Annotated in this window: 25 protein-coding genes; 22 read left to right on the top strand and 3 right to left on the bottom strand. The window is 40.2% G+C overall.

The genetic code is table 11. The features are described 5' to 3' along the window. Positions 1 to 46 precede the first annotated feature (46 nt). The 13 genes from CH354_RS10865 (at position 47) to CH354_RS10805 (ending at position 12,234) form a co-directional block, all read left to right on the top strand. The gene (locus CH354_RS10865; protein WP_012476226.1) at positions 47 to 424 is read left to right on the top strand and encodes an NADH-quinone oxidoreductase subunit A; all 378 of its coding nucleotides are present in this window, start codon (positions 47 to 49) and stop codon (positions 422 to 424) included. Continuing rightward, entirely contained in the window at positions 415 to 975 is a 561-nt protein-coding gene (locus CH354_RS10860; protein ID WP_100718050.1) for an NADH-quinone oxidoreductase subunit B, read from the top strand. Before CH354_RS10865 ends, CH354_RS10860 begins: the two co-directional genes overlap by 10 nt. Further along, positions 972 to 1,493, top strand: a complete 522-nt coding sequence (locus CH354_RS10855; protein ID WP_100726525.1) for an NADH-quinone oxidoreductase subunit C — start codon at positions 972 to 974, stop codon at positions 1,491 to 1,493. The genes CH354_RS10860 and CH354_RS10855 overlap by 4 nt, the downstream gene beginning before the upstream one ends. A gap of 16 nt (positions 1,494 to 1,509) precedes the next feature. Further along, positions 1,510 to 2,730, top strand: a complete 1,221-nt coding sequence (locus CH354_RS10850) for an NADH-quinone oxidoreductase subunit D (RefSeq protein WP_207762666.1) — start codon at positions 1,510 to 1,512, stop codon at positions 2,728 to 2,730. Beyond that, a complete protein-coding gene (locus tag CH354_RS10845; protein WP_100718052.1) occupies positions 2,730 to 3,218 on the top strand; it encodes an NADH-quinone oxidoreductase subunit NuoE family protein in 489 nt (162 codons plus the stop codon). Before CH354_RS10850 ends, CH354_RS10845 begins: the two co-directional genes overlap by 1 nt. 1 nt (position 3,219) lies before the next feature. Then, on the top strand, positions 3,220 to 4,491 hold the full coding sequence (gene nuoF, locus CH354_RS10840) for an NADH-quinone oxidoreductase subunit NuoF (RefSeq protein ID WP_100718053.1): 1,272 nt from the start codon (positions 3,220 to 3,222) through the stop codon (positions 4,489 to 4,491). 15 nt (positions 4,492 to 4,506) lie between these two features. Further along, entirely contained in the window at positions 4,507 to 5,577 is a 1,071-nt protein-coding gene (gene nuoH / locus CH354_RS10835; protein ID WP_100718054.1) for an NADH-quinone oxidoreductase subunit NuoH, read from the top strand. Further along, entirely contained in the window at positions 5,556 to 6,173 is a 618-nt protein-coding gene (locus CH354_RS10830) for an NADH-quinone oxidoreductase subunit J family protein (protein ID WP_100726526.1), read from the top strand. Before nuoH ends, CH354_RS10830 begins: the two co-directional genes overlap by 22 nt. Then, positions 6,170 to 6,490 (top strand): NADH-quinone oxidoreductase subunit NuoK, encoded by a 321-nt coding sequence (nuoK, locus tag CH354_RS10825; RefSeq protein ID WP_100726527.1) that lies wholly within the window; start codon positions 6,170 to 6,172, stop codon positions 6,488 to 6,490. Before CH354_RS10830 ends, nuoK begins: the two co-directional genes overlap by 4 nt. Positions 6,491 to 6,494: 4 nt before the next feature. Further along, entirely contained in the window at positions 6,495 to 8,423 is a 1,929-nt protein-coding gene (gene nuoL, locus CH354_RS10820; RefSeq protein ID WP_100766457.1) for an NADH-quinone oxidoreductase subunit L, read from the top strand. A gap of 1 nt (position 8,424) precedes the next feature. After that, positions 8,425 to 10,164, top strand: a complete 1,740-nt coding sequence (locus CH354_RS10815; RefSeq protein WP_100718058.1) for a complex I subunit 4 family protein — start codon at positions 8,425 to 8,427, stop codon at positions 10,162 to 10,164. Between the two features lies 1 nt (position 10,165). Further along, on the top strand, positions 10,166 to 11,608 hold the full coding sequence (locus tag CH354_RS10810) for an NADH-quinone oxidoreductase subunit N (protein WP_100726529.1): 1,443 nt from the start codon (positions 10,166 to 10,168) through the stop codon (positions 11,606 to 11,608). 92 nt (positions 11,609 to 11,700) lie between these two features. Further along, entirely contained in the window at positions 11,701 to 12,234 is a 534-nt protein-coding gene (locus tag CH354_RS10805) for a cupin domain-containing protein (protein WP_100726530.1), read from the top strand. 131 nt (positions 12,235 to 12,365) lie between these two features. Here the strand turns inward: CH354_RS10805 and recJ are convergent, their stop codons facing one another. After that, a complete protein-coding gene (gene recJ / locus CH354_RS10800) occupies positions 12,366 to 14,333 on the bottom strand; it encodes a single-stranded-DNA-specific exonuclease RecJ (RefSeq protein WP_100726531.1) in 1,968 nt (655 codons plus the stop codon). Then, positions 14,321 to 14,641, bottom strand: coding sequence for a bactofilin family protein (locus CH354_RS10795; RefSeq protein WP_012388301.1), 321 nt, complete (start codon positions 14,639 to 14,641; stop codon positions 14,321 to 14,323). Before CH354_RS10795 ends, recJ begins: the two co-directional genes overlap by 13 nt. A gap of 552 nt (positions 14,642 to 15,193) precedes the next feature. On the opposite strand from CH354_RS10795, the gene CH354_RS10785 reads away from it, so the two are divergent. From CH354_RS10785 to CH354_RS10745, 9 genes are read left to right on the top strand one after another with little or no spacing between them, the layout of a single operon-like run. After that, positions 15,194 to 18,490, top strand: a complete 3,297-nt coding sequence (locus CH354_RS10785) for an efflux RND transporter permease subunit (protein ID WP_100726532.1) — start codon at positions 15,194 to 15,196, stop codon at positions 18,488 to 18,490. Beyond that, complete coding sequence (locus CH354_RS10780; protein ID WP_100718064.1) at positions 18,491 to 19,114, top strand: inorganic pyrophosphatase; 624 nt, start codon at positions 18,491 to 18,493, stop codon at positions 19,112 to 19,114. Further along, the gene (locus tag CH354_RS10775) at positions 19,111 to 20,436 is read left to right on the top strand and encodes a TolC family protein (RefSeq protein ID WP_100766456.1); all 1,326 of its coding nucleotides are present in this window, start codon (positions 19,111 to 19,113) and stop codon (positions 20,434 to 20,436) included. The genes CH354_RS10780 and CH354_RS10775 overlap by 4 nt, the downstream gene beginning before the upstream one ends. Before the next feature lie 6 nt (positions 20,437 to 20,442). Then, positions 20,443 to 21,624 (top strand): efflux RND transporter periplasmic adaptor subunit, encoded by a 1,182-nt coding sequence (locus CH354_RS10770; protein ID WP_100718066.1) that lies wholly within the window; start codon positions 20,443 to 20,445, stop codon positions 21,622 to 21,624. A gap of 50 nt (positions 21,625 to 21,674) precedes the next feature. Further along, positions 21,675 to 22,283 (top strand): transcriptional repressor LexA, encoded by a 609-nt coding sequence (gene lexA, locus CH354_RS10765; protein ID WP_100718067.1) that lies wholly within the window; start codon positions 21,675 to 21,677, stop codon positions 22,281 to 22,283. Between the two features lie 36 nt (positions 22,284 to 22,319). Continuing rightward, entirely contained in the window at positions 22,320 to 22,610 is a 291-nt protein-coding gene (locus tag CH354_RS10760) for an LA_1448 family UV-C exposure upregulated protein (RefSeq protein ID WP_100718101.1), read from the top strand. 1 nt (position 22,611) lies between these two features. Continuing rightward, positions 22,612 to 23,973 carry a S41 family peptidase gene (locus CH354_RS18470; protein WP_207762667.1) on the top strand — a complete coding sequence of 454 codons (1,362 nt, stop codon included), beginning with the start codon at positions 22,612 to 22,614 and terminating at the stop codon, positions 23,971 to 23,973. After that, the gene (gene tsaD, locus CH354_RS18465) at positions 23,974 to 24,999 is read left to right on the top strand and encodes a tRNA (adenosine(37)-N6)-threonylcarbamoyltransferase complex transferase subunit TsaD (protein WP_100726534.1); all 1,026 of its coding nucleotides are present in this window, start codon (positions 23,974 to 23,976) and stop codon (positions 24,997 to 24,999) included. Then, complete coding sequence (locus CH354_RS10745; RefSeq protein WP_100718069.1) at positions 24,996 to 25,751, top strand: CDP-alcohol phosphatidyltransferase family protein; 756 nt, start codon at positions 24,996 to 24,998, stop codon at positions 25,749 to 25,751. The genes tsaD and CH354_RS10745 overlap by 4 nt, the downstream gene beginning before the upstream one ends. On the opposite strand, the gene CH354_RS10740 is transcribed toward CH354_RS10745, so the two are convergent. Beyond that, entirely contained in the window at positions 25,752 to 26,102 is a 351-nt protein-coding gene (locus tag CH354_RS10740; protein WP_238760863.1) for an STAS domain-containing protein, read from the bottom strand. It lies immediately after the preceding gene. Between the last annotated feature and the right edge of the window lie 37 nt (positions 26,103 to 26,139).

The following is a 26,139-nucleotide window of genomic DNA, read 5'->3' as shown; positions in this document are numbered from 1 at the left end:
TTTCTCATCTTGACAACTAACCCCTTTCGTGAGAGCATTTTCATACATGGGATCCGCACCGGATAGTTTTGCACCAATCCTCTTACAACTTTTGCTCGGAGTCGGTTTCTCCGCTCTGATCTTATCACTTGCCTTTCTTTTAAACCCAAAGAAAAAATCAAAACCACAAGATACTTTTGAATGTGGTGTTACGTATTATGGAGATGCCAGAGGACTATTTAACATCAAGTTTTACTTGGTAGCAGTCCTCTTTATCCTCTTTGATATTGAAGCAGTGTTTTTATACCCTTGGGCTGTAAATCTCATTGGATTCAAAGAAGCAGGGCTCGGTACGTTTTTTCTTTTCGAAATGTTTTTCTTTTTACTCATCCTTGTGGTGGGTCTATACTATATCTGGAAAAAAGGAGCACTGGAATGGGATTAACAGAAACACTATCCAAACCAGGTGAGATGTTTGGTGACATGTTCCAAGTTGCCACACTCGACAATGTGGTACAGTGGGGACAAAGTTTTTCTTTGTGGCCCTATCCTTTTGCGACGGCTTGTTGTGGAATTGAGTACATGAGTACTTCTTGTGCTGATTATGACATCGCACGTTTTGGTGCCGAACGACCTTCCTTTTCTCCTCGCCAAGCTGACATGATCTTAGTGCTCGGAACCATCACTTATAAAATGGCTCCCGTATTACGCCAGATATACGATCAATTGGCAGAACCTAAATTTGTGATTTCTGTGGGAGCTTGTGCTTCCTCCGGTGGGATGTTTCACACCTATGGTGTGTTACAAGGTGTAGACCGTATCCTTCCAGTGGATGTGTATGTTCCCGGTTGTCCACCTAGACCAGAAGCGTTGCTTGATGCCCTTGTGAAGTTACAAAAAAAAGTCCAAAGCCAAGGTTTGGAAGCTCGCCGCCAAGAAGTCATGAAGAAGATCCAAGAGATCAACGAACGTAACAAACCCCTCGTAGTGGCATGAAAGAAAAACTAACCGAATTTATCCAATCGCAATTCAAAGATAGTTTACTCCCGCAAAGGGACATAAACACTAATCTCCTCTACTTTAGCATCCAAAAGGAAAGTCTTACTACCGTCGTACAGACGTTAAAGGATCATCCAGAGTTTGCATTTACTTTTTTAAATGATCTCACATCGATCGATTGGTTAGGAAAAAGGGAACCAAGATTTGAAGTGGTATACCTGCTTCGTTCCCCAAAAAACAACCATTTCCGATTCCAACTCCGTGTTCCTGTGGGAGAAGGGGAATCGGTTCCAAGCATTGCTGGAATTTTCCCTGCTGCGAATTGGCCCGAACGAGAAGTATTTGATCTGATGGGGATTTCATTTTCCAACCACCCACGAATGGAACGACTCATTATGCCTGATAACTTTGTGGGTCACCCACTCAGGAAAGATTACCCACTCGAAGGTCCAGGCCAAGATTATCTCATCGAGGATTTACTGACCATTCACGTAGAAGAGGATATTGCCGGTTAGGCGGTAAACAATCAATATGGTAATGTACGAAAAAACAGCCGAACACTTTGGCCAAAAATTCAAAGACCTACCAGAAGGTCATTTACTCGTTAACTTAGGACCAAGCCATCCAGCTACCCATGGAATTTTACAAAACGTAATCCAGATTGATGGGGAACGAGTTGTCGACACCGAATCTGTGATTGGCTATGTGCACCGTTGTTTTGAAAAATTAGGGGAACGTTACGACTATAACCAGTTCTTAGTTTGTACGGATCGAATGAACTATGTATCCACTCCACTCAACAACATCGGTTGGATCCTTACCGTTGAAAAGATGATGCAAATCCAAGTCCCTGATCGTGTGACATACGTTCGTATGATCATCTCAGAACTTTCTCGGATTATGGATCATATCATTTGTAATGGGATTATGGGTGTGGACCTTGGAGCCTTCTCTGGTTTATTACACCTTTTTCACCACCGCGAAAACATTTACCAAATTTTAGAGAAACTCACGGGAGCACGCCTCACAACTACCTTTTGCCGTGTGGGTGGAATGGAACGTGATATTTACCCTGAGTTCCAATCTGAGATCAAACTCATTCTAAAAGGTCTCAAACCAGCGTTAGATGAATTCGAAGAACTCCTCATTCGGAATAAAATCTTCAATGAAAGGACCAAAGGCATTGGTGGGATTTCTGCGGAACGTGCCATTGCTTATGGTTTTTCGGGACCAAACTTACGTGCAGCAGGGGTTCCTTGGGACGTAAGGAAAGATGATCCTTATATGTTTTATGATAAGGTAAATTTTGACATCCCGGTAGGAGAAGATGGCTCTGCTCTTGACAGGACTCTTGTTCGTATGGAAGAGATGCGTCAGTCCATGCGGATCATTGAACAGCTGATTGATGGGATTCCTGAAGGACCATACCACGCAGATGTACCACACACTTTCCTTCCACCGAAAGACCGTGTGTACCACAATATGGAAGAACTGATTTATCATTTTAAAATCATTATGCACGGAGTCAAAGTTCCACCGGGGGAATACTACCATGCCACAGAAGCGGCCAATGGGGAACTTGGATTTTATGTAGTATCCGAAGGGGAAAAATCTCCTTGGCGGGTGCATGTGCGACGTCCTTGTTTTTGGTATTACCAAGCATTCCCAGAGATGGTGAAAGGTGGACTACTTGCTGATACCATTGCGACGATGTCCTCACTCAATGTCATTGCAGGGGAGCTTGATTGTTAATGGCGTATCAATTTTCACAAGAATCGGAAAAACGGTTCCAAAGACTTATCCCACAATTTCCAAGCAAACGTTCTCTCATTTTGCCATGTCTTTTTTTATTACAAGCTGACAAAGGTTTTGTGGATACGGAAGGGATGCAATACATCGCCGATCGGATTGGTGAACCAGTGTCCCTCGCACATGTGCACGGTGTAGCTACGTTTTACACGATGTACAACAAAAAACCGGTTGGGAAATTCCACATCCAAATTTGTGCGAATATCTCTTGTTATCTGGCAGGTTCTGATTCTATCACTGAACATGTTTGTTCCAAATTGGGAATCGGTAAAGGGGAAACCACGAAGGATAAAAAATACACTGTGGATGAAGTGCAGTGTCTTGGTGCTTGTGGGTTTGGACCTGTCGCTCAGATCAATGACAAATATTATGAAAATTTAACTCCAGAATCCATCGAAAAGATTCTTTCTGAATTGGAAAAAGAAGGATAACATGGGACTTAAAACCTTACTCACAACTCATATTGGTGCCGGAGATTCTCATACATTAAAACATTACCAATCGGTAGGTGGGTATGAAAGTTTAAAAAAAGCAATCTCCAGTATGACCGCCGAACAAATTGTAAACGATGTCAAAAATTCTGGGCTTCGTGGTCGGGGTGGAGCTGGGTTTCCTACTGGAAACAAATGGGGATTCATTCCTAAAACCGACAAACCAAAATACTTAATTTGTAATGGGGACGAAGGGGAACCAGGGACATTCAAAGACCGAATGCTCATCGAACGTTTCCCTCACATGCTCATTGAAGGCATGATCATTGCTGCAAAAGCCATTGACTCCCACCAAGGTTACATTTACATCCGCGGTGAATTTCACAAGGGGATTCGGATTGTGGAAACCGCTGTGGAAGAAGCTTACAAAGCAGGACTTCTCGGAAAAAATATCTTAGGCCTTGGGTATGATTTTGATTTGGCTGTGTATTCTGGTGCAGGTGCGTATATCTGCGGAGAAGAGTCTGCTCTGATTAATTCTCTCGAAGGCCGGAGGGGCCACCCACGCCTTAAACCTCCATTCCCTGCGGTATCAGGACTCTATGCTTGCCCAACAGTTGTGAATAATGTGGAAACATTTTGTAATGTCCCGCATATCATTCGTATGACGGGGGAGGAATACAAAAAAATCGGAACCGAAAAATCTCCAGGCACGAGACTTTTTGCTGTCAGTGGGCATGTGAAAAAACCTGGGATTTATGAAGTGGAAATGGGAACTCCGATGAAGGAACTCATTTTTGACATCTGTGGCGGAATCAAAAACGATAAATCTCTAAAAGCAGTGATCCCTGGTGGAAGTTCTTCACCCATCCTCACAGCAGAAGAAGCAATGACGGCAACAATGGATTATGAATCCATTGCTTCCCTCAAATCCATGTTAGGCTCTGGGGCAGTGATCATTTTATCGGAAGAAACAGATCTTGTGGAAACCACATACCGTTTGGCAGAATTTTATTCTCATGAATCTTGTGGGCAGTGTACACCCTGTCGCGAAGGAACACATTGGGTCAAAGACCTTCTCCACAAAATCAAAGTGGGAGAAGGGACAGAAAAAGATGTAGAACTCATCTTTTCTCTTTCCCGAAATATGGAAGGTGGCACCACCATTTGTCCGTTAGCGGATGCTTGTGTGATGGCAGTTCGGCCTACGATGACGAAATTTAAGGAAGAGTTTTCTCTTCGATTGAAAAAGGAAGTGAGTGTTTCTCACTAAAGGTCACCAAATACGATGGACTGGGCTTTAATACTTGCTTGGGGGATTAAAATCCTCTCTTTGTTTTTTGTAATCTTAACTGGTGTTGCGTATTATACCCTCGCCGAACGAAAGTTTGCTGGATTCATTCAGGACAGACCTGGCCCTAACCGTGCGGGTCCTTTTGGAATTTTCCAACCTTTGGCTGATGGGATTAAGTTCATTGCCAAAGAGGAAATTTTTCCAAAAAATGTCTCGAAGGGAATGTACCTCCTGGCACCCACAATTTCTATGACGTGTGCAATCATGGCTTGGGCTGTGATCCCCTTTGGTGGGACACTTCCTGCACCAGAGTGGCTGACTGCACTTACCGGTGTGACAACCATCGACTTACAAATTGCAAACCCAGACTCTGGCGTGTTGTACATGCTTGCGATTTCCTCATTGTCAGTGTACGGAATCATGATTGCTGGTTGGTCAAGTAACAACAAATACTCGTTACTCGGTGGAGTTCGCTCGACAGCGCAGATGATTAGTTACGAACTTCCCATGGGACTTTCAATTGTGTCGATTGTGATTATGACTGGTTCTCTCAAACTCACAGACATCAGTGACTCTCAAAAAGACATGTGGAATATCTTATCCCCACCTGGTTTTGTTGCGTTTTTTATCTATGTGACGGCTATGTTTGCTGAAACGAACCGTTTGCCTTTTGACTTAGCGGAAGCTGAGTCGGAACTTGTGGTTGGTTTCCATACAGAATACGGTGCGTTTAAGTTTGCACTTTTCTTTTTGGCAGAATACATGAACATGATCACCATGTCTTGCCTAACCACCTTACTTTTCTTTGGTGGATATAATGTGCCATTCCATATTGGAGCCGGATCAGAATACCAAGCCTTCATTGGACTTGGGTTTTTTATCTTAAAAGTATTGTTTTTTGCCTTTTTGTTCATTTGGGTTCGTTGGACCCTTCCAAGATTTCGTTATGACCAACTCATGAAACTCGGTTGGAAAAAGATGATCCCTTGGGGGCTATTTGTTGTGTGTTTTGCCTCCATCTATACAGTGTATTGGAAAGAAGGATGGATGAAATTATTTATATGAACCTAGAAACTTCTCCATCACTTTTGCTTTTTGTGTTTTTTGGAACAGTCACTGTGATCACAGCGTTAAGTGTGATTTTCCAAAAAAATCCAGTAGTCTCAGCAGTTTCCCTAGTTTTTACCTTTTTTTCCCTCGCAGGGATTTATGGGATTATGGGAGCCTTGTTCATCGCCACCATGCAGGTGTTAGTGTACGCGGGCGCCATTATGGTGCTTGTTGTGTTTGTTCTCATGTTACTTTCCCAAAGAGCAGAAACAATGTCTCGTTATCGCAAACACCCCATTCGTTTGGTATTATTAACTGTATTTGTGATCGGATTTTTTTTCCTGCTCTATTCGGCACTCACTACCGGTGTCCCTCATTCGGAACAAATGGGAAAAGGCTATGAGAATGCAGAGTATTCCTTCCCCATCCAAGGAACGGCCACTGTGAATGCCAAAGGGAATGTTGCCACTGTTGGTGCATCCACCTATTTGGATTACCTTTTGCCATTTGAAATGATTTCGATTCTGTTACTTGTGGCAGTTCTTGGGGCAGTGATCCTTGCCAAAAAGAAACTCACAGAAATCGACCAAACAAAGGATACGGTTTTATGAATCCAGTTATCAACGGAATCCCCGTTCACTATCTCCTCGGCCTTGCGGGAATCCTATTTTCCATTGGGGTACTTGGAGTTCTCATCAGACGAAACATTGTGATCATTTTTATGTCTGTGGAACTCATCCTCAACTCAGTGAATTTAGTCTTTGTTACTTTCTCCAAAGCCTTATCTCATATCAATGGGGAAACCATTGTTTTCTTTGTGATGGCAATTGCTGCAGCGGAAGCAGCTGTGGGCCTTGCTCTTGTCATCGCGATTTTCCGTCACAAAAAATCCACGAATGTGGATGAACTCCAATCGATGAAATGGTAAACCTATGTTAGATTTATTTCCAATCGTTGTTCTCCTCCCTCTGCTTGGTTTTTTGCATAACGGACTCTTAAAAGACCGGATCCCGCATCGATTTGCTGGAGCCATTGGAACCCTTGCCGTATTTATCCCTTTCCTTATCACCTTAGGTGCGTTTAACGAATTTAATCCAATGGAACGAACAGCACCACATCTTGTGCCAGTCTTTGATTGGATTGTGATTGGCGATTTTAAATCCTCCTTTGGTTACCAAATCGACCAACTGTCGCTTTACATGACTCTCATCATTACAGGAATTGGATCACTCATCCATTTGTATTCGATGGGTTATATGAAAGGGAATAAAGGATACAACCGGTTTTTTGCTTACCTCAATTTATTTATCTTTTGTATGTTAAACCTTGTCCTGAGTGACAATTTGGTTCTGACCTTCCTCGGTTGGGAAGGGGTTGGTCTTGCTTCCTACTTACTCATCGGTTTTGATTATGACAAATCCTCTGCAGCAGAAGCAGGGATGAAGGCATTTATTTTAAATCGAATTGGGGATGTTGGTTTTATCTTAGGGACAGGATTTCTTTTTTGGTTAGGTGGGAGTTTGCAATACCTTACCCTACAAACCAATTTGAGTGAACTGTCTGGGTTTGCAAATTACGCAAATCTCATTGCCCTTTTCTTTTTTATTGCTGCGATGGGTAAATCAGCACAGATCCCACTCTATGTTTGGTTACCAGATGCGATGGCAGGTCCAACTCCTGTATCGGCTCTCATCCATGCGGCCACTATGGTGACTGCAGGAGTATTTCTCATTGTAAGGCTTAACTTTGTATTTTTCCTCGCACCTGATACTTCCTTTTTCATTGCATGCATTGGAGCTCTCACTGCTTTATTCGCGGCAACCATTGGGCTTTTGCAAAACGATATCAAAAAAATCCTCGCATACTCCACCGTATCCCAGTTAGGTTTTATGTTCCTTGCCATGGGTAGCATGAGTTATGTGGCAGGACTATTCCATTTAATGACCCATGCATTTTTTAAAGCATTGTTATTCCTTGGTGCAGGTTCTGTTATCCATGCCCTTCATCATGAACAAAACATCAAACATATGGGGAAACTCTTTGGAAAAATCAAAATCACTTCCTTAACCTTTTTACTCGGAACGTTTGCGATTGCTGGTTTTTTCCCATTTTCTGGATTTTTTTCAAAAGATCTAATCTTAGAAAAAACTTACACCTACGGTGCGTTTGGTTCCATCCTATGGACAGTGGGTGTTGTGGCTGCTTTTTTCACTTCGTTTTATATGTTCCGTCTTGTGTTTGTTGTATTTTTTGGAAAGGACAATATAGACTCCCATCATAAAGTACATGAATCTCCTTGGACCATGACGTTACCACTTGTGGTACTGGCTGTGGGAGCAGTTTTGAGTGGATTTTTTCTCACTCCTCATTTCTTTTTGCACATCGATACATTGGAACGATACTTTGCTCCAGTTTTGGAACGGGGGACTGTGCTTGCCAACCAAATGGGAACATTTACCAAACACACAGAACTCACTCATCAAGTTGAGATTTCCCTTGCGGCTTTTTCTGTCGCCATCGCAAGTATTGGACTACTCTTAGCCTATTTGATTTACCAAAGGAAACAAAGTCCAATCCTCGAGGAACATACAGGTTTTCGTAAGATACTCTTTCATAAATACTACATTGATGAACTCTATGATGTGCTTATTGTAAAACCCTATGTCTTCCTATCCAAAGGCATTGCATTTACCTTTGATGTCAAAATCCTAGATCGTTTTTTTCTGGGGATTGGTGGGAGTTTTGGTTTGATTGCCAATGGGTTACGTAGACTCCAATCTGGATTCATCGGTGATTATGCTTTGTATGTGGTTCTTGGTACGTTTTGTATCTTGGTATATTTATTAACAAGGGGGGTGTAAGGTGCCGGAACAAATTTTATCCATCATTATCTTTTTACCGATTGTTTCCTCTTTTCTCATCGTAGTACAAAAACGTGTGGGAGCAGTGGTTGTCATCTCTGCATTATCCTCTGCGTTTACGACGATTCTATCTGTGGGTCTCTTTTTCTTTTATGATGCTTCTAAATCTGGGTTACAATTTGTCCATTGGATTCCGGATTGGATCCTTTCAGGCAAACTCAGTGTGGATTACCACGTAGGTCTCGATGGAGTTTCCTTACTTTTATTTGCCCTCACTGCCTTTATGTTCTTTTTGTCGAGCATTGCCTCTTGGTCCAATATCCCAAAAAAGATCAAAGAATTCCATATCTGTTTACTTGTCTTGGAGACGGCAGTGCTTGGGGTATTTGCCGCAGGGAACTTAGTTTTGTTTTATGTATTTTGGGAGCTCATGGTGCTTCCGATGGTTCTTATGATTGGAATTTGGGGTGGGGAAGAAAGAACGAAAGCCGCACTCAAATACTTTCTATTTTCGATGGCTGGATCCTTGTTTATGTTAGGTGGGATTTTAACACTTTATTTTAAAACAGGGAAAACTTCCATTGAATCCCTTTCCACTGCAAGTTTAGCTCTGTATTCAGAGCCCCTTCAATGGTTTTTGTTTTTTAGTTTTTTTCTCGCCTTTGCGATCAAAATCCCACTTTTCCCATTCCATACTTGGATGCCAGATGTCCATACACAAGCACCTACAGTCGGTTCGGTCGACCTTGCAGGTGTGTTATTAAAGATTGGTGCTTATGGATTCATCCGTTTTTGTATTCCGTTTTTCCCAGAACAAAGTCTTTTTTCACAAACAGGTGTACAAACCCTTGCCGTAATAGGGATTGTATATGGATCGATGGCAGCGCTTGTGCAAACTGATATTAAACGAATCGTTGCCTATAGTTCTTTGTCCCACCTCGGATTTTGTATCATCGGTATCTTTTCTTTTACTACAGAAGGTGTAGTGGGTGGGATGTTACAAATGGTTTCCCATGGAATTTCCACTGGCATGATCTTTCTTATGATTGGTATGATCTATGAAAGAGCACATACCAGAAACATATCCGAGTTTGGTGGTCTTGCGGGCCAGATGCCAGTCTTTTCTACTTTTTTTCTCATTGCAGTACTTTCTTCCATTGGCCTACCCGGAACAAATGGGTTTGTAGGAGAGTTTCTCATCCTAATGGGAGCGATCAAATCCAATGTATGGCTTGGAGGCATTGCCGCAACTGGTGTAGTGCTCGGAGCCTTATACCTGTTATGGTTTGTGAAACGTTTCCTTTTTGGTGTGAGTAAAACCATACAAGCAAAACCATACAAAGATCTCACATTTAGAGAAATGGGAATTTTAAGTCCACTTGTCGTAATGATTTTTTGGATCGGTCTTTATCCAAAACCATTTTTAGAAATTTTACATTCATCCTCGAATGTTTTTTTGAATGCTGGATCCATCGAATCTGTTTCAGAAAGAAAACAAATCCAAAAGGATTTTCTGGGAACAGGCGAACAAAGATTATTTGCAGATTATATTAGTTTAGGTAAGGAACCAAAAACTTTTGAAGAAAGATTAGGATCTTATAAATCTTCATTTGCATTACCTACTATGGCCATAAACCAAGAATCAATTCCAAAAGTAGAAGAGAACTTGGAGAATCTAGAGAACTCCATTGAATCCGATTTTAAATTGGAACAAACTCCTAGCGAGAAAAAAGGAAACTAACATGTCTTATACTCCTTCTTCTAATGATTTAATCGCAATCTCTCCTATGCTTATTCTATGTGGAATTGCTTTACTTTCTCTTGTCGTTCAGTTTTTAATTCCGAAAGAGGAAGAGGGTAAACCACTTTGGATCCTTTCTGTATTGGGAATTCTTGCTGCAATGTATGCGCTTTATCACATTACATCTTCTCCAGGGTATGGAAAATTTTTTGGATCCCAAATATCAATCAGTCCTCTAACTGTTTGGCTCAGTGCTATTTATTTAATTGCAGGTCTCATCACATTACTCATCGCACCTCCTTTTTTATCACAACACAAAACTCTATTCCCAGAGTTTTTTCCCTTATTACTTTTCTGTTTGTCGGGAATGATGTTTCTCACTTCGGGTTATGATCTCATCGTCATTTTTGTTGGATTGGAAATCCTTTCCCTTGCATTGTATGTGATGATTGGAATGGCAAGGACTTCCGTTTCAGCTTTAGAAAGTGCGATGAAATACTTTTTGTTAGGAAGTTTTAGTTCTGGTTTTATGTTACTTGGTATTGCCTTTTTGTATGGTGGTTCTGGTACAACGAATTTAGATGGAGCTTTACGAGGTTTATTTTTAAAAGGATACGAAGCCAACTTTTCAAAGTTAGGTCTTGGATTATTTTTAGTTGGAGTATCCTTTAAAGCTGCGTTGGTTCCTTTTCATTCTTGGACACCCGATGTATATGAAGGTGCTCAAACTCCAATCACTGGATTTATGGCAAGTGCTGGAAAAGCTTCTGCTCTTGGACTTGTAATCATCATTTTTAATCATGTTCCTGTCGGTGAGATTGGGAATGTTTGGAAAATACTCATGGGTTCAATTGCACTAATCTCCATGACATGGGGAAATATCGTTGCACTCAAACAAGAAAATTTAAAACGAATGTTAGCCTACTCTTCCATTTCACACGCGGGATATATTGTTGCCGGGATTGCTTGTGGTGCTTCACTTGAAGCTTTATATTATCTTTTTTCGTATTCTTTACTCAACCTAGCTGCATTTGCTATTATCTCCTATTTGGAACAAGGGAAACATGAAGTCACTGTGAGTGGAATTTCTCACTTAAGCGGTGAACATCCGTTAACTGCTCTTGCTCTCAGTGTGATTTTTTTATCCTTTGCTGGGTTTCCCCCACTCATAGGATTTTGGACTAAACTTTTCCTTTTACAGAAAATGGCAGAATCGGATTTATTTTTCAATCGTGTCCTACTCTTTGGTGCGGTGGCAAACTCCTGTATCGCTTTTTATTATTATATGAAAATCACAATCCAATCCTATATGAAACAGGAAACAGGCACAGTCGCAGGTGTACGAGATTTGCCAACAATGCCGACACTTGGATTTTTGGTCTTTTTACTCTGCGTGTTTTTTACTGCAGGATGGCTTTTTTTCCAACCAGGTGCCTTACTCTAAATCTGTTATAGCAGAATTACATCCAGGATAGCGAAAAACAAGTTGATTCCCAGAGGAACGGGAAAAGGCTAGTGGAAAGGTGGTAAATTCGAATGGCAACGATAGTCAGAAAAAACGAAACGATCCAGGACAAAGACCAAGTGAAAGCATTCCTCACCCAAAAAGGTCTCGTGTATGAGTCTTATAAAACTCCTGAGTCATTAGATCTTATCCTTGGCCAAAAAGGTTTATCCGATGCGGAAAAAGAAGAAATACTTTCTGGTTTGGAATACCGTTTTGACCAATTGAAAAAAGAGCATGGTTATAAAGCAAATGACCTTGTGGTCCTACATGATGAAGTTCCTGGCATCAATGATATGCTCGCGAAGTTTGACAAACTCCATATCCATACTGATGAGGAAGTTCGTTATATCATCGATGGAAGTGGAATTTTTGGATTTATCATCGATGGAGAACGATTTGAAGTGCATGTGGGAAAAGGAGACTTTATTTCCATCCCTGCAAATACAAACCATTGGTTCACATTGGACAAAAATTTACGAATCAAAGCAGTTCGTTATTTTAAAGATAATTCTGGTTGGACCCCTGTGTATGTAGATGAGTCAAAAGTTCTCATCAATGCATAAGAGATTTAAAAAATAGAATTAACATTCTGATAAAAACCATTCTCCCGATTTGTTCGGGTGGGTGGGTTACGGCAAAATGTTACGCAAGGATTCTCGTTGGGACTCGGGTTTTTTAAGTTTTTTTAATTCAGTTATGTTGATTTGGGTCCATCAGATTCAGAAATTCCAAACCATTCCACTATGAATTGTAAGGTTTTCCTTCCTTGGTAAAAGTTTTCTTCCAAACTTCCTACCAAATCAAAACTTCCATGTTTTGACATAAAGTTTTGGAATTCTTCCCCTTTGTTCCAAATCATAAACTTTAATGAACCACTCCCCACAATATGGAACCTAACATGTTTCCCTCCGCTCAGAGGAGTTAGATGAATTGCTTTGGCATTTTTGATTCCTAATTTGATGTCAGGATTCCCTTGGCCAAATGGTTCTAAGTCTTTCCATTCCTTTAAAAGTTTATCACCCATTTCTTCGGGTAAAACAGTAAAGTCAGTCTCAATTTGATGAATATTCTTACTTAGATTATCTTCGTCTAACCAAAGTTTTGCTTTCTCATACAATTCGGATTCAAATTTTGGAAGTTGATCAATCGTGATGGAAAAACCACCTGCTTCGGGATGACCACCAAAATGTAAAAAATGATGAGAAAGTGATTCTAAGAGTTGGAGTACATTCTCTTGTCCATAAGAACGGATACTACCTCTCGCATCACCATTGTCAGGTGCTATAAAAATAGCAGGTTTTTTATATGTATCTACCATTCTTGTGGCAACAATTCCACTGACACCTGGTTCCATATCAGGTTCGTAACAATACACCACTTCTTTCCCTGTTCGTTCTGGTTTTCTGGCAAAATATCGTTCCACACGGTCCATATTCCGTTTGGTACGTTCTTTCCGTTCTTCATTGATCGATAGGAGGAGTTTGGCTCGTATTTTAGCGTCGGATTCCGATTCCGATAAAAGTAGGGAAACTGCCTCTTCCGTTTTCCCCATCCGACCTGCGGCATTCACAACGGGACCAATGGACCATCCTAAATCTTTGGTTGTGATTCCATTTGGATTGAGTTTGAGTTCTTTGAGAAGTTCTTTAAGGCCTTTTCTTTTTTTGTCACCTATATAGAGTTTGGTGAGGGATTCTAGAGCAAGTTTCACAAAATGGCGATTTTCTCCCACAAGAGGCATCATATCGGTGATGGTTCCAATGCCTGCAAGGTCTGTTTCTTCCTCCAATTGTTCAAAAAACTGAGGGATTTTTTGGCATTGGAAATAGAATAATTTTCTTTCGTCATCTAACGGAATATTTGTGGAAAAATCTTCTGGGTAAGGATTTACAGTCGTATTCGAAAAGTTTATCGTATTTGTGGTTTCGGAGCTTAGTTTGATTCCATTTTGGAAATACTGAACAACTTTCGAACCATCTTCTGCTAGAATGGTTTTGGAATAATACTGATTCCATTCAGAACTTTGGTGGAATAAAATCGCCGTAACTAATTTAAACGACAAGGCAGCGGTGCAGATTTTTTTTTCTGGGTATTCTGAGTCGGTGCGTCTTGGGTTAATGAGAGCACAATTTTTGGGAATACGAACTGGTACTTCGTGGTGATCGAGGACAATCACTTGGATTCCAAGGGAAGTTAATTCATCAATTTCGTCTGCTTGGCTTGAACCAAAATCAAGAGTGATTAATAAATCGGGTTTTGCTTTTTTGATTTTAGAAACTGCTTCTTTACAAAGTCCGTATGGATCACTTTCAGAGGAAACCATCACTTCTAAATTGGCAGATTGGAATTCTGGATGTGATTTTAAAAAGAATGCAAGTAAACAAGTGGAACTGACTCCATCCGAATCTCTATCTCCATAGAGTAAGATCTTACGATTGGATTTTACTACTGTTAACAGTAAAGAAACTGCCTCTCCCATGTCAGGAAGGGAAAAAGGAGAATGGAAACAGGAAAAATCAGAATGAAGGAGTTCTTTTGGGTGTATGCTTTGGAAACCCTCCCTTCGATCGACTAAATACCGAAGGATGGGTCTTTTAGAATCAACTTTGGTTCGAACTTCGGATAAAGTTGGTCCGAAGTGAACCTTTGTTACATGATGCAATTGCCAATAATTTTGGAACCAAATTCCACTTCAAGTCCTGGTGTTTTGATATCACCAACTACCTTTCCATTCTTTTTTAGTTCCACTTTTTCTTTCGCATCGACATTCCCTTTCAGATTGCCAAGAACCACTAAACTTCCTACCTCCACATCCGCTTCTACATCACCCGTTTCATCGATGATGAGTTTGCCATGGGAAGTAATGGTACCTTTGAATTGGCCTTTGATTTTTAATGTTTGGTTGAAGGAAAGGGTTCCGCGAAACGTGATGTCGTCGCTTATAATTGTGTCTATCGATTCGTCTTTCATCAGTAGGGATAGTGTGTTTTCATAGTTAAGTTTTGGCAACTCTATCGTTTTCGGTGTTTTGAATTAAACGGAAAAAAGTTCATATTTTGAAGGGAATTCTCTTGTCTCACTGGTTCCATCTCTGAAACTGGGTCTCAAAGAATAGGAAACAGCAGTGAAAATTAGGCGCTTCTGGAAGTCTGGGTTCATCCTACTTCTAGCGGTTTTCATCAATCTAAATCTGGTTGACGACCGGTTTGTTTCACCCCTCGAAGATTTGGATTTCCAATACCAATCTTACGAGTTGGAGGAAACGACTCGTGTGCTTTCTTCCTCTAAGGAATCCAATCAGGTTCTCAAACTCGTTCCGAGCAAACGAGAACATTCCCTTGTCAAAATTTGCCTCAATCGATTTTCGATTTTAACGACAGAAACTGAATTTTTTACCGAAATCTCTATCTTATTTTTCTTTCTTTACCTACCTCCGCCCTTTTTGGCGTAAACGTTGCATGTAATTTACGTCCATTCCCTGTAAAATTTTTATAGGGTGGTTTCATATTTGAAATAGGTATTATGTTAGAAAAAATCATTCAGTTTTCCATCCACAAAAGGGCAACAGTTCTTGTGATCACCGCAGTACTCACCCTTGTGGGTTTTTATAATGCACTCAATTTATCCATTGATGCGATTCCGGACGTGACAAACGTCCAAGTATCCGCCGTTACTTCCGTTCCAGGTTTATCTCCTCTTGAGGTAGAACAATTTATCACATATCCCATTGAACTTGAGTTTAACGGGATGCCAAAAGTTACCGAAATTCGATCCATTTCAAGAACAGGTGTGAGTTCGGTAACTGTTATATTCGAGGACGGAACCGACATTTACTTTGCAAGGCAACTTGTAAATGAACGTCTAAAACAGGCTGAGAATTTTATTCCGAAATCATATGGTAGACCTGAACTTTCTCCTATTGCCACAGGTCTTGGTGATATTTATGAATTTGCTTTAGTATCAGAAAGTCATACTCCAGAAGAACTCCGCACAGTGATGGAATGGGAAGTCGCAAGGCAACTTCGTTCGGTCAAAGGGATCATTGATGTAAACGTTGTGGGAGGAGATGCCAAACAATTCCAAATCAAAATCGACCCCAAACGACTGTTATCTCATAATCTCACTCTTTCCCATATCACAGAAGCTTTAGAAGGAGCCAATGTAAACTTGGGTGGAGGATACATCCAAAAGGGTGAGGAACAATTTGTCATTCGGGGAGAAAGCCAATTTAAATCCATCGATGATATCGCTCGTTTATCGGTTCGAACTTCAAGAGATGGGATCCCACTCACACTCGGTCAAATTGCCCGAGTGGAAACAGGACCTGCACTCAGGTTTGGTCTGAGTACCATGAATGGCAAACGAGAAGTGGTAGGTGGAACTGCCATGATGTTACTTGGTAGTAACTCATTACAAGTTGTAGGCCGAGTGAAAGAGAAGATGAAGGAAATTGAGTCAAGACTCCCACAAGGGATGAAGATCCAAGTGTATTATGACCGGTCTGAATTCATTGGCCGAACACTCTCCACAGTTTTTACCAATTTAGTGGAAGCCGCCATCATCGTTTTAGTTTGTTTGATCCTAACACTTGGCACCGTTAAAGGTGCGTTTGCTGTTGCCCTTGCCATTCCCGTTTCGATGATGATTGCCACAATTTTGATGAATGCCTTTGGGATTGTGGGGAACTTAATGTCTCTCGGAGCACTTGACTTTGGACTCCTCGTGGATGGTTCCATTGTGATGTTAGAATCCACTCTCCATGGATTTCTCATTCGAAAAAGTTTCCTTCTCTCCAAAACTTCTGCCCAAGACATGGAAGATGGAATGGAAGATGTCATCATGGAATCCTGCATCAAGGTAGTACGGGCTTCTGCATTTAGTGTGGGGATTATTTTACTCGTATATTTACCACTGATGACACTGGAAGGTGTGGAAGGGCGGATGTTTCGTCCAATGGCAATTACCGTAGCATTTGCGTTAGGTGCAGCACTCCTTTATTCCATCACAACATTCCCAGCCCTCATGTCCTATATTTACAAAAAACCAATTTTACATGAGTCCGCTTTTTGGGAAAAATTCCAAAACAAATATGCTGAAATTTTAACGTATGGAATGAAATTCAAACGCCAGTTTACCTATGCAGGGATTGGAGTAGTTGTCATTTCCTTTATGCTCGCCTCTACTCTAGGTTCAGAATTTTTACCAAGGATTGATGAGGGTGAAATCGCAGTTGATATCAAACGCCTTCCCTCTACAGCGATCAACCATTCCAGGGATTTGAATTTGGAAATGGAGAAGGTGATTTTGAAGTTTCCAGAAACAGTGAGTGTTGTCTCAAGGCAAGGCCGTGGGGAATCTGCGGCAGAACCCATAGGTTCGGAAGAAGGTGAGATGATGGTGAAGTTAAAACCAAGGAAAGAATGGGTCACCGCAAAAGATAGAGAAGAGTTGATGGAGAAGATGAAAGTCTCAATCAACCAAAATGTTCCTTCTTCTTACATCAGTTTGTCGCAACCGATCGAAAATCGCGTGAATGCTTTGTTATCTGGATCAAAAGCAGATATTGTGATTAAAATCTATGGTGATGATTTAAAAACATTAAAATCAATCGCAGATAATTATGCATCCAAAATCAAAAAGATCCAAGGTGCTGCTGACTTACGAGTTCAAAAGTTACTCGGTCTACCTCTGCTCGAGATCAAAATGAACCGTGGCAATATGGCTCGTTACGGGGTCAGAGCAGAGGAAGTTTTAACAACCATCGAAACACTTCGTGTTGGGTTTAACGCGGGTAAAGTATATGAAGGTTACAAACGATTTGATTTGATTGTTCGCCTTGATGCTGACGTAACAGATATTGGTGTGATTGAGAATGTGCCCGTCATGACTGAGCTCGGAGGAACTGTTCCGTTAGGTCAGGTCACAGATATCCAAATGACAGAAGGTCCTGCTGCATTGTATCACGAGGGACTCAAACGTAGAATCCTTGTAGAAGTAAACGTTCGCGGACGAGATATGATTGGTTTTGTGAATGATGTACAATCTGCAACGGAGTCCATCGAGTCAAGTTTACCACAAGGTTATTATGTGGATTGGGGTGGACAATTTGAGAACTTTACTCGTGCCAAAAACAGGTTGGCAATTGTAATTCCCATTGCAGGTGCTATTATTTTTGGAATGTTATTCATTGCATTTGGCAGTGTTTACTATGCGTTAGGTGTATTTATCCTTGTTCCTCTATCATTGTCAGGTGGGATTTTATCTCTTGTGATGAGGGGGCTTCCCTTCTCAATTCCAGCTGGTGTTGGGTTTATCGCAGCAGCAGGTATCTCCGTGTTAAACGGGGTTGTGTATGCATCTGCATTAAAAGACCAATTAAAAATCACAAGGGATCCATCAATCGCAGTGGTTGAAGCTGCTGTTTATACCCTAAGAGCAGTAGCGACAACAGAACTTGTGGCCATCATTGGATTTTTACCGATGGCGATTGCTTCGAGTGCTGGAGCGGAAGTACAAAGGCCACTCGCCACAGTGGTGATGGGAGGGGTACTTGTTGCTACCATTTTGTCTCGATTTTTATTACCAATTGCATTTGAGTTTTTAGTCAAACTAGCACAAAGACAAGAACTAAGACAAATGGAACGAGAAAGAAAGATGAACGATTACTTTGTAGAAGAAATGAAAAAATACAAAGCATCAGATTCATTCCATTCTACTGACCATTCCCATGGAACTCACTTAGTAAAGGAAGTCCAAGAAGATGAAGAAGATCCAAAACAATCAAAACAAAATCAAAAATCAAAACGAAAGAGGACATAGATGAAACCAAATTATTACGTAGCACACCCTTGGCATGGATTGGAATTAGGACCAAAAGCTCCAGATGAGTTAGATGTTTTCATTGAACTGACTCCGCAAGATACAGTGAAATATGAAATTGATAAAGCTTCTGGTTTTATTCGTGTAGACCGACCACAAAAGTATAGCAACCGTTCTCCTACTTTATATGGCTTTATCCCTCGTACATTTTCCGGTGAAGCTTCTGGCAAACATTGTTCTGATGTAGTGGGAAGACCTGATATTGTGGGTGATGGAGATCCAATTGATATTTGTGTATTGAGTGTGAATCCAATCACTCATGGTAACATGATTCTGACTGTGATTCCGATTGGTGGATTACGTATGATTGATAAAGGGGAAGCAGATGACAAAATTGTCGCTGTACTCAAAGGAGATGAAGTATTTGGTCAAATCAAAGACATTTCAGAAGTACCAAAAGCACTCATTAACAAACTCCATCACTATTTTCTCACTTATAAATTAGATCCGAACTCTCCATCCACGGGAACAGTCGAAATAACAGAAGTGTATGATCGGGCTGAAGCGATCAAGGTCATTCAATTTGGTATAGAGGATTATATCAAAAAATTTGTAACTGTATGAAGCAATTAATTAGATATCTACTCATTCCTTTTTTGGGATTCATGGCAAGTGCAGTTTTTTCAAAGGAAAAAGCTGTATATGAATTACATTCAAAGGATGAGTTGTTTTATTTGGGCGAAGATTCAAGAGCGCAGGATTCCAAAGAAAAATGGAATTTAGACGAATTGGAAAATTTTGCAGTCACGAGTAATCCACTGTATTTGCGAGAAAAACAAAATATTGGTATGGCCCGTGGTGATGTGATCACTGCGAGTTTGTATTACAATCCCATTGTGAACATGCAACAGCAGTTTATGGGTGCCTCTTCCAAAGCAGCAACAGGTCTTCCCGAAACATCGATCATTTACAACCAACCTTTTGATATGAGTGGTGTAATCCCCCAACGTGAAAAGGTAGCCAAACAAGAGTTTTTGGCTACAATTGCTAGTTTTCGGGATTTTGATCGGTTGTTTCGATTACGACTCCGCCAAAATTTTTGGACCTACTTATACGTTACAGAACAGATTAATTACCAAAAAGAATTTTTAGAGAATTACCAAGACCTTCTCGATTTAACGAAGTTACGTGCCGAGAAAGGGGATATTTCGTTTTTAGAGTACGACCGTTTGGCTCTGGAAAGGGTTCAAATCGAAAGAGAATACCGAAATGCAAGGATCCTTCGTGCTCAAGTTGTTAAAAACTTACGAGTGTTAATTGGGATTTCTGATATCAATTCACCTCTCAATATTAAAGGAAGGTTAGAATTTATCTCCACAAAGGAATTCGGAATTGATCTGAATGATTTTGATATAGAAGAAAGACCAGACCTTGTTGCTTTAAAAATCAGACAACAAAGAGAACGGATGAATATTGAACTCAAAAAAAGAGAAATCATTCCTCCGCTAACCCTTGGAGTAGAGTTTTTGAATAAAGGAAATGAAAATGTTGCAGGTATTTATGCAGCCACTCCACTTCCACTTTTTGATCGAAAACAAGGTGAAATTTTAAAATCAGAAGAATCATATAAAAAATTAGGATTTGATGTAGATGCGAAAAGAAATGAAATTTTATCGGAAATATCTGCAGCCATCAAAGAATTACAAGCAAGAGAGTCACAGTTACTTGATTACCAGAAAATGGGACTCTTAGAAAAAAACAAAGAAGTGCAAGAAAAATCGAGGCTTGCATACATTCGTGGTGCTTCCAATTTAGTTACATTTTTGGAAGCGGAAAAAAACTATCTTAGTGTGCTTAGAAGTTATTATGAAATCATTTACCTTTATTACAACGCTTTGGAAGGATATAAAGCATCCATAGGAAAAATGGAAAACTCGGAGTTTTAACCCAACATGCAAAATGAATTGAATTTAAAAAAAATTAGAAATATCAGTATTCTCGTTCTACTTGGAAGTGTTTTGTATTTTGGTTATACAAAGTTCTTTGGATCTGGAAAAAAAACAGAAGCTCTCACCGAGGATAAATCCAAATTTATCATTTCCAATGAAATCCAAAAAAACCATCCATTTTCTGTGGTTTATTTACAGGAAAGAGCATTAGAAGAAGAATTACAACTTCCAGGAACAGTATCGTATGACATGAATAATGTGGCAAAAGTTGGTTCTCGTGTGAATGGCCGAATCGTTCAAGTTTTTGTGAAAGAAGGTGAATACGTAAAAAAAAGTACTGCACTTGCTTCCATCCAATCTGTTGATTTAGGAACAACAGAAGCTAATTACTTGAAAGCTCGCGCAAGACTTGAAGCATTAAAAGTTCAAGCTGATCGTGCAAAAGATTTGTATGAACGAAAAGTAACATCTGCCAAAGAATATGAAATGTCTCTTATGGATTATAAATCCGTGAAGGCAGAGATGGAGACATCGAGGAATGCCTTAGAAAACCTTGGTCTCAATGAAACTGAAATCGCAAATTTAGAGGCTGGAAAATACAATTCTAAAAATTTATATATACGAACTCCCATCTCAGGCACAGTCACAGAAAGGGAAGCGATCATTGGACAAGCAGTCAATGCACGTGATAATTTATTCACTGTTGCCGATTTATCAGTGTTATGGATTAATCTAGAGGTGTATGAAAAGGATTTGGCTTCGATTCGTGTGGGAAATGAAGCAAAAGTCATTCCCATTGGCTCTAAAGATGAATCATTAAAAGCCGTTGTCTCTCATGTGGGTGACGTAATTGACCCTGTGAAAAAAACAGCAGAGATACGGTTGGAAGTTCGCAACTCAAAAGGTAGATTACGCCCTGGCCAAAGTGTCACAGCGACTGTCGTTGGCGCAATGGTCACATCATCGGTTAACAAAGCAAAGGTGATTCCATCTAATTGTATTCATAAAATCGAAGGGGAAAATTTTATTTTTGTCAGAAATCCGGATGGCTCTTTTTCTGCGAAAAAAATTGGTATCGGAAAAACGTATGACAATTGGGTAGAAGTGACAGATGGTGTTGGATCGGGAGAAGCCATCGTGGAAGAGGGGAGTTTTGTCTTAAAAAGTGAATATTTGAAACTCTAATCACTAGTTTTTTGTTGACATAACGCCCATTTCCTATTTATCTGTTTAGTATGAAAGACCTCACGGAAAAACAAGAATCTGTTTTGCAATACATCTCGGACACGGTCCGAGAAAAGGGATTTCCCCCTACCATCCGTGAGATTGGTGACCAATTTGGAATCACTGCCAAAGGTGCTTACGACCACCTAAAAGCGATTGAAAAAAAAGGTTATATCCGCACTTCCAAAAACCAAAGCCGTGCCATCGAACTTCTCAAAGGGAATGCGGACGAAGCACTTCTCGTTCGTGCTTCTGGGATCCCACTCCTTGGCCAAGTGGCAGCAGGAAATCCCATCCTTGCGGAAGAAAATATTGAAGAATACATTGCCGTTCCAGATGATTTGGCAACAAAACCCGGAACATTTGCCTTAAAGGTAAAAGGTGATTCTATGGTGGAAGCAGGGATCAGTGATGGGGATATCGCCATCATCCAAAAAAAAGATACGGCACGGAATGGTGAAATTGTCGTAGCGATGATCGATAATGAAGCCACTCTCAAGGTGTTTTACAAAGAACCAGACATGATCCGTCTGGAACCTCGGAACGCAAAACTCAAACCCATTCGCACAAAGAAAGCAACGATAATTGGAAAACTCATTGGTCTCTATCGTATTTACTGATTGACCAAGAGTAGGTTTCCTTTCATCCTAGAAGGGATGTCGAAACATCTCTTCTCACTCGCCTGTATCACACTCTCCCTTTTCCTTGTCAGTTGTGCTCCCAAAAAACAAGAAATCAATGCTTATGATTTAAAACGTGTTTTGGAACGATTTGCTCAAAACCGAATCCAAACGGGGCTGATGGCAGATACTAAACGACCAACTCCATCAGATGTACAACTATTTGAAGAAGCATGTGATGTGTATCGTTTGTCGATTCCAGAGGCAAAAGAAATGTTAAAAAAAGAGAATAAGGCATTATACGAGTCAATTTATGGAAATGAATAAAGTGAAATTTTCAGAACGTTTTTTATGGATAAGTGTCACCTTGTCCCTGTTAGGATTAGTTTTTTTCCTAAGCATTGAAAAAGTTAAAGCTATCTCCTCTGATGGGGAAAAATACTTACAAATATTACATGAAGTTGTCGCTTATATCGAAAACGACTTTGTTGAACCCCAAGAAGAGAAAAAAATATACATTGGAGCAATCCAAGGTGCCTTACATAGTTTAGGTGACCCACATACTCGGTTCATCGATGTGGATGAATTTAAAGAACTACAAAACGAAACCAAGGGGAGTTTTGGTGGCATAGGTGTAGAACTCAACTACCAAGAAAATGCATTTGTCATTGTAGCACCGATTGAAGGAACTCCTGCTTGGAAAGCAGGTCTATTACCACAGGACAAAATCATCGAAATCAATGGGAAACCAGTCAAATCATTATCCCAGGCAGAATCCTTTGCCATGATGCGTGGCGAAGTGGGCACTTCTATTTCCATGAAAATTGAAAGGAAGGGATTAAAAGAACCTTTTGTTGTCAATTTAGTAAGAGAACTCATTCAAATTCGATTTTTACGTTCCTTTTACCTTCCTGAAAAAGAAACCGGTTACATCAAACTAGTTCAGTTCATGGGCAAAGATACAGGTAAAGAGTTTGCAACTGCTGTTAAAAACTTAAAAGACTCAGGTGCCAAAAAACTTGTGATCGACTTGCGAATGAATCCAGGAGGACTCCTTGATCTAGCAATTGATTTAGCCGATTTATTCCTTCCTCCCAATTCAGATATAGTTTCTGTAAAAGGAAGAGGCGGAGTTCTCATTAAAAGTTTTAAGTCAGAAGATCGTGATTTAAAATTCTTGGATTTACCTGTTGCCATCTTGGTCAATGGTGGGTCTGCGAGTGCATCCGAAATTTTAGCTGGAGCTTTAAAGGACAACAAACGGGCGTTAATTGTTGGGACTCAGAGTTTTGGAAAAGGAAGTGTTCAGTCCATCATTCCTCTATCCTTTGGTGCTGGTGTAGCAATCACCATTCAAAAATATTATACACCATCTGGGATATCCATCCATGGAAAAGGAATCACTCCTGACCATGTTATCAATCCAGTTTCTGCTAATGAAGACGAAAAGTATGCATTGGAAAAACTATTTAAGAAAAACTTAATTCGGCCTTTTTTAGAATCTCATTCTGAATTTAATGAATCATCGATTACAGATTTTAAGGATATCCTAAAAAAAGAGAATTTGAAGATTTCTGATTCTGTGATTCGTATTTTTTTATTCAATGAAATGAGAATGGGTTCTTCCCAATCCAAACCAAGACTCGATTTGGACATCCAATTATCAGAAGCAATTAACCTATTGAAATAAATGGTTTATGGAATTGGGATTGAATCCAGTTGTGATGAAACGTCAATTGCCATTGTCAAAGATGGCAAAGAATTAGTTTCACTCAAAGTATATAGTCAAATCGAAACACATTCTCCCTATAGGGGAGTAGTTCCAGAAATAGCCTCGCGTGCTCACTTGGAAAAAATAAATTCACTTCTTTCTGTTTGTATGGAAGAAACAAATTTGAAGTTTTCTGATCTGCAATATGTGGCAGTAACGGGCTATCCGGGGCTTGTTGGTTCTCTCATGATTGGAGCACAACTGGCAAGGTGTATTTCACTTGTCCATTCAATCCCCATTGTTCTTGTGAACCATTTAGAAGCACATTTAACTGTGATTGGACTCGAAAACGAATTGCCCGCATTTCCTTGGTTAGGTGTCCTTCTCTCTGGTGGGAATTCATCCATTTACGTCTACAAAGGATTTGGTGATTTGGAGTTACTTGCCGATACAAGGGATGATTCTCTTGGCGAAGCGTTTGATAAGGTCAGTGCCATTTTGGGTTTACCTTACCCAGGTGGTCCCATCATTGAAAAAATGGCTTCTGCTTATCAAACAGAGAAAGGGGAAAAAAGCCCCTTTCCAAAATTATTAAAGGAAGACACACAAGATACAATTCGATTTTCCTACAGTGGTTTAAAAACAGCAGTGTTGTATTACATAAAGTCATTCACAGAAACTCCGCCCATTGGAAAAATTGCATATTACTTTCAAAAAACAGCCTTTGAGCTCGTAGTACGGAATTTAACAAAAGCGATCGAAAAAACCCAAATCAAAACGGTTGTGGCTGCTGGGGGAGTAATGGCGAATGAAACACTTAGGTCTACCCTCCAAAAAGAAGCCCAAAATCGAGAGTTCCAATTGTATTACCCCCAAAAAAAAATTTACTGCACGGATAACGGAGCGATGGTGGCATGTCTTGGATACCATCTTTGGAAAGAAAAAAAATTTGTAGGACTCGATTTTAAAGTCAGTCCAAAACGAAACTTTGAACAAATACTATGAAACTAAAATTAACTTGGATCCCCAATACCTTAACCCTCGGAAACCTGACTTTAGGTTTTGTTTCCATGTTACTTGTCTCTGAGACAAACCCAAGCCAACCAAATTCACATGAATTGTATTCCCTCGCAGGTGTATTTATCATCTTAGCTGCGTTATTCGATGGTTTTGATGGTATGGCAGCAAGAGCTCTCAATTGTACGAGTGAACTAGGAGCTGATTTAGATAGCCTAGCTGACCTTACCACTTTCGGTATTGCACCTGGTTTTTTAGCGTATAAAATGTTCTTTTTTGATATCAAACTCGATATCTTTGATAAACCAGATTATTTACCACTTGGAATGTTTATCGCTGCTTTGTATCCAATTTGTGCCGCTTATCGATTAGCAAGGTTCAATGTGGCACACGATCCAAAGTCTTTTAATGGACTCCCTTCTCCTGTGGCAGGTGTTGTGATTGGAATTTTCCCCCTCGTATTTTCTGTATCCCAAGTGCCGTTATGGACTGCTGTTACTTTTTTTGTGATCACGGCGTTACTCATGGTTTCCACTTTACGATACAGCAAACCCCAAGTGGCAATGCGTGGGTTGTTTTCTTGGAAAAAATTAGGAATTAGCCTTCTTGGGTTAGGACTCATTTTGTTTGCGATTGGATTCTACCGATGGCCCTATGTGATGTATGGTGCGGTTGGTTTTTATGTGTTCTCGGGGATAGTGTCCTTTCTCATCCAAACCATCCAAGACTACCGAGTATAGTTATTCGACTTGGAAAATTTCTAATAAATTTGCGACGCTAAAAATGGTTCTGATTTCACTCGAGAGATGGACCATTTTTACGATTTTGTTTTTTTCTTTTGTCCAACTGTAGGTGTGGAGTAGGATTCCGATTCCCGAAGAATCCAGATACGTCAAATGTTGGAAATCGAAAACCAGTTCTGTGACCGAATCTGAATCGATCAATTCCTTAATTTCCAATTTTAATTTGGGTGTGTCCCTTAATGATAAGGAACCATTCAGATCGATGATGGCTTTTGAATTCTCACGTTTGATTTCATACTGAAACATAACTTCAGTTAAGACAACATCTGAAAGAGGAAATACAATCAAAAAACGTTTGATTTTTCCAAAAAGGACTCTAGAAAAA

The organism is Leptospira levettii (assembly GCF_002812085.1).
GTDB classification, from domain to species: Bacteria; Spirochaetota; Leptospiria; order Leptospirales; family Leptospiraceae; genus Leptospira_A; species Leptospira_A levettii.
This window is presented reverse-complemented; position numbering and strand designations above follow the sequence as displayed.

Coding starts and splice junctions, on each gene's coding strand:
- CH354_RS10855 (WP_100726525.1), top strand. CDS start 972: ATGAAAGAAAAACTAACCGAATTTATCCAATCGCAATTCAAAGATAGT.
- nuoK (WP_100726527.1), top strand. CDS start 6,170: ATGAATCCAGTTATCAACGGAATCCCCGTTCACTATCTCCTCGGCCTT.
- CH354_RS10865 (WP_012476226.1), top strand. CDS start 47: ATGGGATCCGCACCGGATAGTTTTGCACCAATCCTCTTACAACTTTTG.
- CH354_RS10810 (WP_100726529.1), top strand. CDS start 10,166: ATGTCTTATACTCCTTCTTCTAATGATTTAATCGCAATCTCTCCTATG.
- CH354_RS10760 (WP_100718101.1), top strand. CDS start 22,320: ATGTCGAAACATCTCTTCTCACTCGCCTGTATCACACTCTCCCTTTTC.
- CH354_RS10775 (WP_100766456.1), top strand. CDS start 19,111: ATGAAGCAATTAATTAGATATCTACTCATTCCTTTTTTGGGATTCATG.
- CH354_RS10785 (WP_100726532.1), top strand. CDS start 15,194: ATGTTAGAAAAAATCATTCAGTTTTCCATCCACAAAAGGGCAACAGTT.
- CH354_RS10795 (WP_012388301.1), bottom strand. CDS start 14,641: ATGAAAGACGAATCGATAGACACAATTATAAGCGACGACATCACGTTT.
- tsaD (WP_100726534.1), top strand. CDS start 23,974: ATGGTTTATGGAATTGGGATTGAATCCAGTTGTGATGAAACGTCAATT.
- CH354_RS10850 (WP_207762666.1), top strand. CDS start 1,510: ATGGTAATGTACGAAAAAACAGCCGAACACTTTGGCCAAAAATTCAAA.
- lexA (WP_100718067.1), top strand. CDS start 21,675: ATGAAAGACCTCACGGAAAAACAAGAATCTGTTTTGCAATACATCTCG.
- CH354_RS10845 (WP_100718052.1), top strand. CDS start 2,730: ATGGCGTATCAATTTTCACAAGAATCGGAAAAACGGTTCCAAAGACTT.
- CH354_RS10805 (WP_100726530.1), top strand. CDS start 11,701: ATGGCAACGATAGTCAGAAAAAACGAAACGATCCAGGACAAAGACCAA.
- CH354_RS10745 (WP_100718069.1), top strand. CDS start 24,996: ATGAAACTAAAATTAACTTGGATCCCCAATACCTTAACCCTCGGAAAC.
- CH354_RS10860 (WP_100718050.1), top strand. CDS start 415: ATGGGATTAACAGAAACACTATCCAAACCAGGTGAGATGTTTGGTGAC.
- nuoH (WP_100718054.1), top strand. CDS start 4,507: ATGGACTGGGCTTTAATACTTGCTTGGGGGATTAAAATCCTCTCTTTG.
- CH354_RS10780 (WP_100718064.1), top strand. CDS start 18,491: ATGAAACCAAATTATTACGTAGCACACCCTTGGCATGGATTGGAATTA.
- nuoF (WP_100718053.1), top strand. CDS start 3,220: ATGGGACTTAAAACCTTACTCACAACTCATATTGGTGCCGGAGATTCT.
- nuoL (WP_100766457.1), top strand. CDS start 6,495: ATGTTAGATTTATTTCCAATCGTTGTTCTCCTCCCTCTGCTTGGTTTT.
- CH354_RS10770 (WP_100718066.1), top strand. CDS start 20,443: ATGCAAAATGAATTGAATTTAAAAAAAATTAGAAATATCAGTATTCTC.
- CH354_RS10830 (WP_100726526.1), top strand. CDS start 5,556: ATGGATGAAATTATTTATATGAACCTAGAAACTTCTCCATCACTTTTG.